Here is a 7903-nt window from a genome sequence, read left to right as displayed (position 1 = left end):
ACCCGTTGACACCGGGCCTGCCGCCTGCTTTTCGACACTGCCAGCGGTAGAGAGTGCAACCGCAGGGCGTTGGGCTCTAGGCACGACAATGCCCTCTTCGTTTCGAAAGGAAGCTGATGCGACTGCGTTCCCAAGCCCTCGCGGCGCTATTTTTGTGCGCCACGGCCTTGCCGGCGATGGCGCAGGAATGCGGCGGCGATTTCGAAGCCTGGAAACAGGGCGTGGCGGCGGAAGCCAAGGCTGCCGGTGTCGGCGCCGTCGGTCTCGATGCGCTGGAGGACGCCAGGATCGACGAGAGGGCCCTGGCGCGCGACCGCGCGCAGGGCGTCTTCACGCAAACCTTCATCCAATTTTCCAACCGCATGATCTCTGCCTACCGGCTGAAGCAAGGTGCGGCGAACATGACGAAATACGCCGATGTCTTCGCCCGCGCCGACCAGCAGTTCGGTGTCCAGGCGCCTGTTATCACCGCCTTCTGGGCGCTTGAAACGGATTTCGGCGCCGTGCAGGGCGATTTCCATACGCTGAGCGCACTGGTGACGCTGTCGCATGACTGCCGCCGCCCGCAGCTTTTCCGCCAACAACTGGTGCCGCTGCTGGAACTGATCGATCGCGGCGTGCTGCCGGCCGATGTCACCGGCGCCTGGGCCGGCGAGATCGGCCAGACGCAGATCCTGCCGTCCGACTATCTTGCGCGCGGCGTTGATGGCGACGGCGACGGCGAGATCGACCTTAGAAACAGCGTGCCGGACGTGATCATGACCACGGGCAACAAGGTGCTGTCACGCGGCTGGAAGCGCGACGAGCCCTGGATCCAGGAAGTGCGCGTGCCCGACGAGATGCCGTGGGACCAGACCGGCCGCACCAACAAGCTGCCGCTGACGCAGTGGGCGCAGTGGGGCGTCACCAACCCCGACGGTTCGGAGCTGATCGACAAGGGCCTGAAGGCCGGCCTGGCGCTGCCCATGGGCCGCAAGGGTCCGGCCTTCCTTACCTACGAGAATTTCGACGTCTATCTCGAATGGAACCAGTCCTTCACCTACGCGCTGACCGCGGCCAATCTCGCCGCTCGGCTGGCGGGCGCGCCGCCGCTCGATCCGCGCAATCCCGAGCCGGGTCTCGACAACGAGCAGATGAAGGCGTTGCAGACCAAGCTCGAGGCCAGGGATTACGACGTCGGCACGGTCGACGGCATCCTGGGCACCAACACCCGCGAAGCCATCCGCAAGGAGCAGATGCGGCTAGGCCTGCCGGTGGATGGCTGGCCGACGCCGGAGCTGCTGGGAAAATTATAAGCGAAAGGTCGGTAGGGAAGCTACCCGCTACTCACTTCCTTCCTCTCCCGTACAAAATCGATGAACGCCCGCAAGGCTGGCGGCACATGCCGCACGCTCGGATGGTACAGATAGAAGCCGGGGAAGCTGGGCGACCAGGCCTCCAGAAACCGGACCAACTGGCCGTTCTCGATCCAGGGACGGACCTGATAATCAATCATGTATGCAATACCGGCACCGCTCAGCACCGCGTTGAGCAGCAAGTCGGTGTCGTTGACGGTCAGCCTGCCTTCGACCGCGATTTCCAGCGCCCTTTTGCCACGCGCGAACTCCCATCGGTAGATGTTGCCGCCGCCTGGCCATTGGAAGTTGATGCAGCGATGCTGGTGCAGATCGCCGGGACGACGAGGCGTGCTGCGTCCCGCGAGATAGGCGGGAGCGGCCACCGCGGCCATTTGCAGGTCCCCGCTCAGCTTCACCGCCACCATGTCTTTTTCCAGCCGCTCGCCGAGCCGAAGGCCGGCATCGAAGCGTCCTTCGACAATGTCTGTCAGCATGTCGTCGACGATGACCGTCAGGCTGATATCGGGATAGACGCGCTGGAAATCGCCCAGGATCGGCGCGATGAACCGCATCGCGGCCACGCGCGGCACGTTGATGCGCAGCGAACCCGCCGGCTGATCGCGCGAGGCATGAATATCGGCGACCGCGCCTTCCAGTTCCCTGAAAACAGGGCCAAGCCGCGTGAAAAGCGTATCGCCGGCCGCGGTCGGCGATACGCTGCGTGTCGTGCGATTGAGCAGGCGGACACCGAGACGTGCCTCCAACTGCCGGATTGTCTGGCTGAGGGCCGGCGGCGAAATCCTGAGCCTGGCAGAGGCGCGGATGAAACTGCCCTCCTCCACGATCGTCGCGAAAGCCTTGAGCTCGGAAAATTCGGACCCGCGCATTGTGTACCCCAGGCTTAACAGGCAGGTCAGATAATAGCCCATTATACGATCAATGGCTTCGGCCTATTTTCGACCGTGGAAGCCACATCGCGCGGTCACGAACGGTCGAAAGGAATTGATCATGTCTCAAACGCTTCAGGGCAAAACCGCGATCGTCACCGGCAGTTCGCGCGGCATCGGCCGCGCCATTGCCGAAGGGCTCGCCGCCAACGGTGCCAGCGTCGCCGTCAACTATGTCGACAATGCCAAGGCCGCTGGCGATGTTGTGGCGGCCATCATGAGCAGGGGTGGCAAGGCGATCGCCATCCAGGCCGACATTTCAAATGTCTCCGATGTCCGCCGGTTGTTCGACGAAGCAGAAAGCCAATTGGGCGGTCTCGACATCGTCGTCGCCAATGTCGGCGTCGCCGTGATCAAACCGCTGGTCGAGGCCAGTGAAGCGGATTTCGACCTTGTCTTCGATACCAACGCCAAAGGCACTTTCTTCACGCTTCAGGAGGCCGCTCGCCGTGTGCGGGACGGCGGTCGCATCATCGCGGTCTCCACAGGCGGAACGAAGATGTTTTTCACGCAGACCGCGCTCTATCTCGGCAGCAAGGGCGCCGTGGAACAATTCGTGCGCGTGCTGTCGCGCGAGGTTGGTCCACGCGGCGTTACCGTCAATAGTTTATCGCCAGGCTTCACCGACACGGACCTTCTGCCGGAGCGCGATCGCGCCGTGGCGGCCGGCATGTCGCCCTTCGGTAGGATTGGTGCGCCGCGCGATGTCGCCGACGTTGCCGTTTTCCTGGCCAGCGACGAGGCCCGCTGGTTGACTGGCGAGAACATCCAGGCCGGCGGTGGCGTGGCTTAATCCGCCATCGTCTCCAGGCTCGCAAACCCTTGCGGCGCGTCGCCCTCGTCGAAGGGCGTCGTCACCTCGACGAACGTGTCGGGATAAAAGCCGTTGAAGCGGGTCCTGAGTGACAGCGAGTAGGCGCCGATATGGCCGATCTCGATCCAGTCGCCGGTGTCGACGGTCTCCGGCAGCCAGAACGGCCGCGACAGGATGTCGACGGAATCGCAGGTCGCGCCGCACACCTTGAACGGCACGATCTTGTTCTCGTCGCCATTGCGCGCGCGGATCGCCGGATCGGGGATGAAGCGTGCCGGCAGCGTGATCTTGCCGGTCCATGAATCCGACAGCGACGCCCAGATGCCGTCATTGATGTAGAGCCGCTTGCCCTTGCGCAGGAGCACGCGCACGATCAGCGACAGGCAGCGCGCCACGATCACCCTGCCCGGCTCCGCCACCAGCGGAATCTGGTCGAACTGATATTCCTTCAGGTCGCCGGAAAGCCGCGACATGATCTGGCCGAGCGACGGCATCTCGATTTGCTTGCGATTGGGATCATGTCCGTATTCGGCCGGAAAGCCGCCGCCGACATCGAGCCCGGCGATGTCGAAAGTCAGCCGGTTACGCACCCAGTCGGCCGAGGCCAGTGCCCGCTCATAGGTGTCGGGATCCTCGATCTGGCTGCCGACATGGAAACAGAGGCCGACCTTATAGCCGGTGCGGTTCAGCCGCTCGGCGAGTTCGACCGCATAGGCAGGCCCAGCGCCGAATTTCTTCGACAGTTCGTAGGCGGCATGCCCCTTGGTCTGCACACGCACGAAGACGGTAACCGCGCCCGGGTCGATATCGAGGGCCCGCACCACCCGGGTCAGCTTGGTGATCTCGTCCTCGTGGTCGAGCGAGATGACGCGGATGCCGTATTTTTCCAGCGCGAGCTTGATGTCCGACTGCGCCTTGACCGGGTGCATGTAGAGCATCTCGGCATCGGGCGAGACGGCGCGCACAGCGGCGAACTCGCCTGGTGAAGCGACGTCGAAGGCGGTGACGCCGGCCTCGACCAGTGTCTTCAGCACGATCTGCTCGCCATTGGTCTTGACCGCATAGGCGGTCTTGCCGGGGAACATGCCCATGAACTGCAAGGCGTCGGCCTTGAGCACCTGCGGGCGGAAGCAGTAGACCGGGTCGTCCGGGCGAAGCGCCAGTGCCGCTTCGCTTGCATTCTCGAATCGCTGCATGGACGAATCACCGACTTCAGCTCGCACAATTAATCCAAGCTAGCGGCTAGCGCATGACCCCGAAAGTCAATTTCGACTTTCGGAAAGGATCATGCGCCAGGAATGAATCTCGCAGCGTCCTTTGCGCGTCTCTGGAGACGCGCGGCGCTGCAATGAAAACAATTCTGTGTCTCGCGCTGCTGACGGTGCGGCACTAGCCTTTTGTCGGGGAGCTTGGCTGTCGGTCAAGTTTCGGGTGGCCCTTGCCGGCGGACCGGATATGGCTTCTGCCTGGTTGGCCGGCATTCGAGCCGTCCGGGGAGGATAAATCACATGGCTATGGCAGCAGCATCTGCAGCACGCGGACCGATGACGCTCAGGGACTGGGGGCAGTTGCTGTTGCTCGGCGCGATCTGGGGCGGCTCGTTCTTCTTCGCCCGCATCGCGGTGGCGGAGCTTCACCCATTGGTGCTGGTTCTGTTTCGCGTCGCCATCGCCGCATTGGCGCTGCAGCTCTATCTCGGCTTGCGCGGCCCCTCCTTCCGTCTCGCCCTGCCGCATGCCGGCCTGTTCTTCCTGCTGGCCTTCACCAACAACGTCGTCCCCTTCTCGCTGATCTTCGCCGGTCAGACCCAATTGGGTGCCGGCGTCGCCTCCGTGCTCAATGCCACGACGCCGTTCTGGACGCTGATCCTCGCCAACGCTCTGACATCGGATGAAAAGCTGTCCTGGAACAAGCTCGCCGGCATCGCCCTCGGTGTCGCCGGCACGGCTGTGATGATCGGTCCCGGCCTGCTCGCGGGCCTTGGCGGCCCGGTCTGGGCCAAATTCGCGCTGATCGGCGCCTCGCTCTCCTATGGCGTTGCGCTGATGGTCGCCCGCCGCTTCAAGGGCGTGCCCTCGCCGGTCGTCGCCACCGGACAATTGACGGCTTCGACTATCATCATGATCCCGATCGTGCTCTTCGCCCACGGCCCGGCCGGCTTGTTCTCGGCCTCGCCGCCGGTGTGGACGGCGGTGCTGGCGCTGGCGCTTCTGTCGACGGCCTTCGCCTATATCCTCTACTTCAACCTCGTCGCCTCGGCCGGGGCCACCAATGCTTCGCTGGTCACGCTGATCGTGCCGGCCAGCGCCATGCTGCTCGGTTTTCTGTTCCTTGGCGAACGGCTGGAATTGTTCGAGATCGGCGGCGTGGTGCTTATCGGACTCGGTCTTCTCACAATCGACGGACGAGTGTTCGGTCACCGTTAGGGCCGGGCAAGGGATGGTCGACGCGAAAATCGAATGCGACTTTCGCGGCGGTAGCGCTGCCATGACACAGCATCGACACGCCACCGCCATAATTTATTCACAGGCCTGAAGCGGGTTTTTCCCGAAGGGTTTCAACGGTTAACGGCAAAACAGAGGTCGCGAATCTCACAATCACGTCGCAATGCAGCATATTTTCCGCTTGCCTGTGGCACAAATGAACCTAGACTCCAGGGGATAGCTCTTTAAGAGGAGGCTATGTCATGGGACTTACGAGGCCAATCAACGCATTGATGATTTGTGCTGCGTTTGCTTTCATCGGCGCCCTCATTATGGGCGTCCTTCCCTGAACCCGCCAAGACGGGGAAGACCAGCACCAGATAGTTTAACCAATTCGAAAGGCCGGGTTTTTTACCCGGCCTTTTGCTTTTCCAGCCGAGCCTTACGCAGCAGCGGAACCCGCCACCTCCGCCTCATGCGAGCGGATGCCGATCATGTGGCAGACGGCGAACACCAGATCGGCCCGGTTCATCGTATAGAAGTGAAAATCGCCAACGCCGCGCTCGACCAGGTCCAGCACCTGTTCGGCCGCCACGGCGGAAGCCACCAGCGCATGCGTCTGCGGATCGTTCTGCAGACCGTCGAAGCGCTCGGCCAGCCATGCCGGCACCAGTGCACCGCAGCGGCCCGAGAAATTGGCGACCTGGGTAAAATTGTGCACCGGCAGGATGCCGGGAACGATCGGGATGTAGATGCCGGCGCGGCGCGCGCGCTCAACGTAACGCTCGTAGAGATCGTTGTCGAAAAAGAACTGGGTGATCGCCCGTGTCGCGCCATTGTCGACCTTGCGCTTCAGCATGTCGATGTCGGTGGCGAAGTCAGGGCTTTCCGGATGCTTTTCCGGATAGGCCGAAACCGAGATGTCGAAATCGCCGGCGTCCTTCAGCGCCCCAACCAGCTCGGCACCATTGGCGTAGCCGTCCGGATGCGGACGGTAGGCAGCGCCGACGCCTTCCGCCGGATCGCCGCGCAAGGCGACGAAGCGCTTGACACCCATGTCAGTGAATTCCTGGATCACCGCATCGACCTGATGGCGGGCAGCATCGACGCAGGTCATGTGCGCTGCCGGCGTCAGGCTGGTCTCCTTCAGGATGCGACCAATGGTGCGCGCCGTGCGCTCGCGCGTCGAGCCGCCGGCGCCATAGGTGACCGAGACGAATTTCGGCTTCAGCGGCTCCAGCCTTGTGACCGTGTCCCATAGCCTCGCTTCCATCTCGTCGTTCTTCGGCGGGAAGAACTCGAACGAAACCCTGACCTTGTCGCCGATATCGGGACGGCGGGAAAAACGAAACTGGTTCATCAGGCGATTTCCCCTATCGAGCTCACTCTGGTCTGCTGGCTGGCGTTGGCGGGATCGGCGATCAGCAGGCGCCGGTCGCGGCCAAGCCAAAGCTTGACGGTGAGCCTGGCCTCGTTGCCGCTGCGCGGTTCGAATTCCTGGGCATCCTCGAGATCGAGGCCGGCTTCGGAGAACCAGTCCCCGATCTGCCGGTCGGAAAAGCCGAGACGCATATGCGCGTGCTCGTCACGCAGGAACTCCAGCGCGTGCGGCGCGAAATCGACGATGACCAGACGGCCGGCCGGGCGCAAAAGCCGCGCCGCCTCATGGATGGCGCGGGCCGGATCGTCGAGATAGTGCAGCACCTGGTGGATGGTGACGAGATCGAAGGCATCGCGCTCGACAGGCGGCGAAAAAATATCGCCCTGCCGCACCTGCGCATTCGAAACGCCGGCCTTGTCGAGATTGGCGCGCGCCACGGTCAGCATCTCGCGCGACATGTCGATGCCGATGCCGCGCCGGTAGAGCGGCGAGAAGATTTCGAGCAGCCGCCCGGTGCCGGTGCCAAGGTCGAGCATGGACTGGAACGGCCGCTTGCCGACCAGCTTCAGCATCGCGGCCTCGACGGCGCGGTCAGGCACATGCAGCGAGCGGATATGATCCCAGCTTGCGGCGTTCTGCGAAAAATACGCGGTGGCGCGGTCCTGGCGCTTGCGCTTGACCGAGGTCAGCCGCTCCAGATCGCGCTCGACCTGCGGGTCGGCGCCGCGAATGCTGGAAACCAGCCCCATCACGAAGTCTCGCGCCGAATCTGCGTCCGACAGGCGGAAGAATGCCCACGACCCTTCCTGGTAGCGGCCGATCAGCCCCGCCTCGAGCAGCAGTTTCAGGTGTCGCGAGACACGCGGCTGCGACTGGCCGAGAATTTCGGTAAGGTCGGAAACGGTGAGGTCGCCGCGCGACAACAGTGCCAATATGCGCAGGCGGCTGGATTCGGCCGCCGCCTTAAGCGTATCCACCATGGTGTCGAGCGAGACATGCAT

At 63.2% G+C, this 7903-nt stretch carries 7 protein-coding genes; 3 read left to right on the top strand and 4 right to left on the bottom strand.

Annotated elements, in window-relative coordinates:
- Positions 1 to 116: 116 nt before the first annotated feature.
- Entirely contained in the window at positions 117 to 1295 is a 1179-nt protein-coding gene (locus O7B34_RS09025; protein ID WP_337145718.1) for a lytic murein transglycosylase, read from the top strand.
- A 20-nt stretch (positions 1296 to 1315) separates the two neighbouring features.
- Here the strand turns inward: O7B34_RS09025 and O7B34_RS09020 are convergent, their stop codons facing one another.
- A complete protein-coding gene (locus O7B34_RS09020) occupies positions 1316 to 2224 on the bottom strand; it encodes a LysR family transcriptional regulator (protein WP_337145717.1) in 909 nt (302 codons plus the stop codon).
- Positions 2225 to 2345: 121 nt separating this feature from the next.
- Between O7B34_RS09020 and O7B34_RS09015 the strand changes: the two genes are divergently transcribed.
- On the top strand, positions 2346 to 3077 hold the full coding sequence (locus tag O7B34_RS09015) for an SDR family oxidoreductase (RefSeq protein WP_337145716.1): 732 nt from the start codon (positions 2346 to 2348) through the stop codon (positions 3075 to 3077).
- Here O7B34_RS09015 and O7B34_RS09010 read toward each other — a convergent pair.
- Positions 3074 to 4294, bottom strand: a complete 1221-nt coding sequence (locus O7B34_RS09010; protein WP_337145715.1) for an alanine racemase — start codon at positions 4292 to 4294, stop codon at positions 3074 to 3076. The genes O7B34_RS09015 and O7B34_RS09010 overlap by 4 nt on opposite strands.
- Positions 4295 to 4606: 312 nt before the next feature.
- Between O7B34_RS09010 and O7B34_RS09005 the strand changes: the two genes are divergently transcribed.
- Entirely contained in the window at positions 4607 to 5524 is a 918-nt protein-coding gene (locus tag O7B34_RS09005; protein ID WP_337145714.1) for a DMT family transporter, read from the top strand.
- A 439-nt stretch (positions 5525 to 5963) separates the two neighbouring features.
- On the opposite strand, the gene metF is transcribed toward O7B34_RS09005, so the two are convergent.
- Together metF and O7B34_RS08995 are read right to left on the bottom strand one after the other, a co-directional pair.
- Positions 5964 to 6881, bottom strand: coding sequence for a methylenetetrahydrofolate reductase [NAD(P)H] (metF, locus tag O7B34_RS09000; protein ID WP_337145713.1), 918 nt, complete (start codon positions 6879 to 6881; stop codon positions 5964 to 5966).
- Entirely contained in the window at positions 6881 to 7903 is a 1023-nt protein-coding gene (locus tag O7B34_RS08995) for an ArsR/SmtB family transcription factor (RefSeq protein ID WP_027141621.1), read from the bottom strand. Before O7B34_RS08995 ends, metF begins: the two co-directional genes overlap by 1 nt.

Source organism: Mesorhizobium sp. Cs1299R1N3 (assembly GCF_037179625.1).
GTDB classification, from domain to species: domain Bacteria; phylum Pseudomonadota; class Alphaproteobacteria; order Rhizobiales; family Rhizobiaceae; genus Mesorhizobium; species Mesorhizobium salmacidum.
Note: the sequence above shows the minus strand (reverse complement) of the source record. Positions and strands in the feature narration are given on the sequence as shown.

Excerpts from the sequence above, each read along its gene's own strand:
- O7B34_RS09025 (WP_337145718.1), top strand. The coding sequence starts at position 117 with ATGCGACTGCGTTCCCAAGCCCTCGCGGCGCTATTTTTGTGCGCCACG.
- O7B34_RS09020 (WP_337145717.1), bottom strand. The coding sequence starts at position 2,224 with ATGCGCGGGTCCGAATTTTCCGAGCTCAAGGCTTTCGCGACGATCGTG.
- O7B34_RS09015 (WP_337145716.1), top strand. The coding sequence starts at position 2,346 with ATGTCTCAAACGCTTCAGGGCAAAACCGCGATCGTCACCGGCAGTTCG.
- O7B34_RS09010 (WP_337145715.1), bottom strand. The coding sequence starts at position 4,294 with ATGCAGCGATTCGAGAATGCAAGCGAAGCGGCACTGGCGCTTCGCCCG.
- O7B34_RS09005 (WP_337145714.1), top strand. The coding sequence starts at position 4,607 with ATGGCTATGGCAGCAGCATCTGCAGCACGCGGACCGATGACGCTCAGG.
- metF (WP_337145713.1), bottom strand. The coding sequence starts at position 6,881 with ATGAACCAGTTTCGTTTTTCCCGCCGTCCCGATATCGGCGACAAGGTC.
- O7B34_RS08995 (WP_027141621.1), bottom strand. The coding sequence starts at position 7,903 with ATGCATGTCTCGCTCGACACCATGGTGGATACGCTTAAGGCGGCGGCC.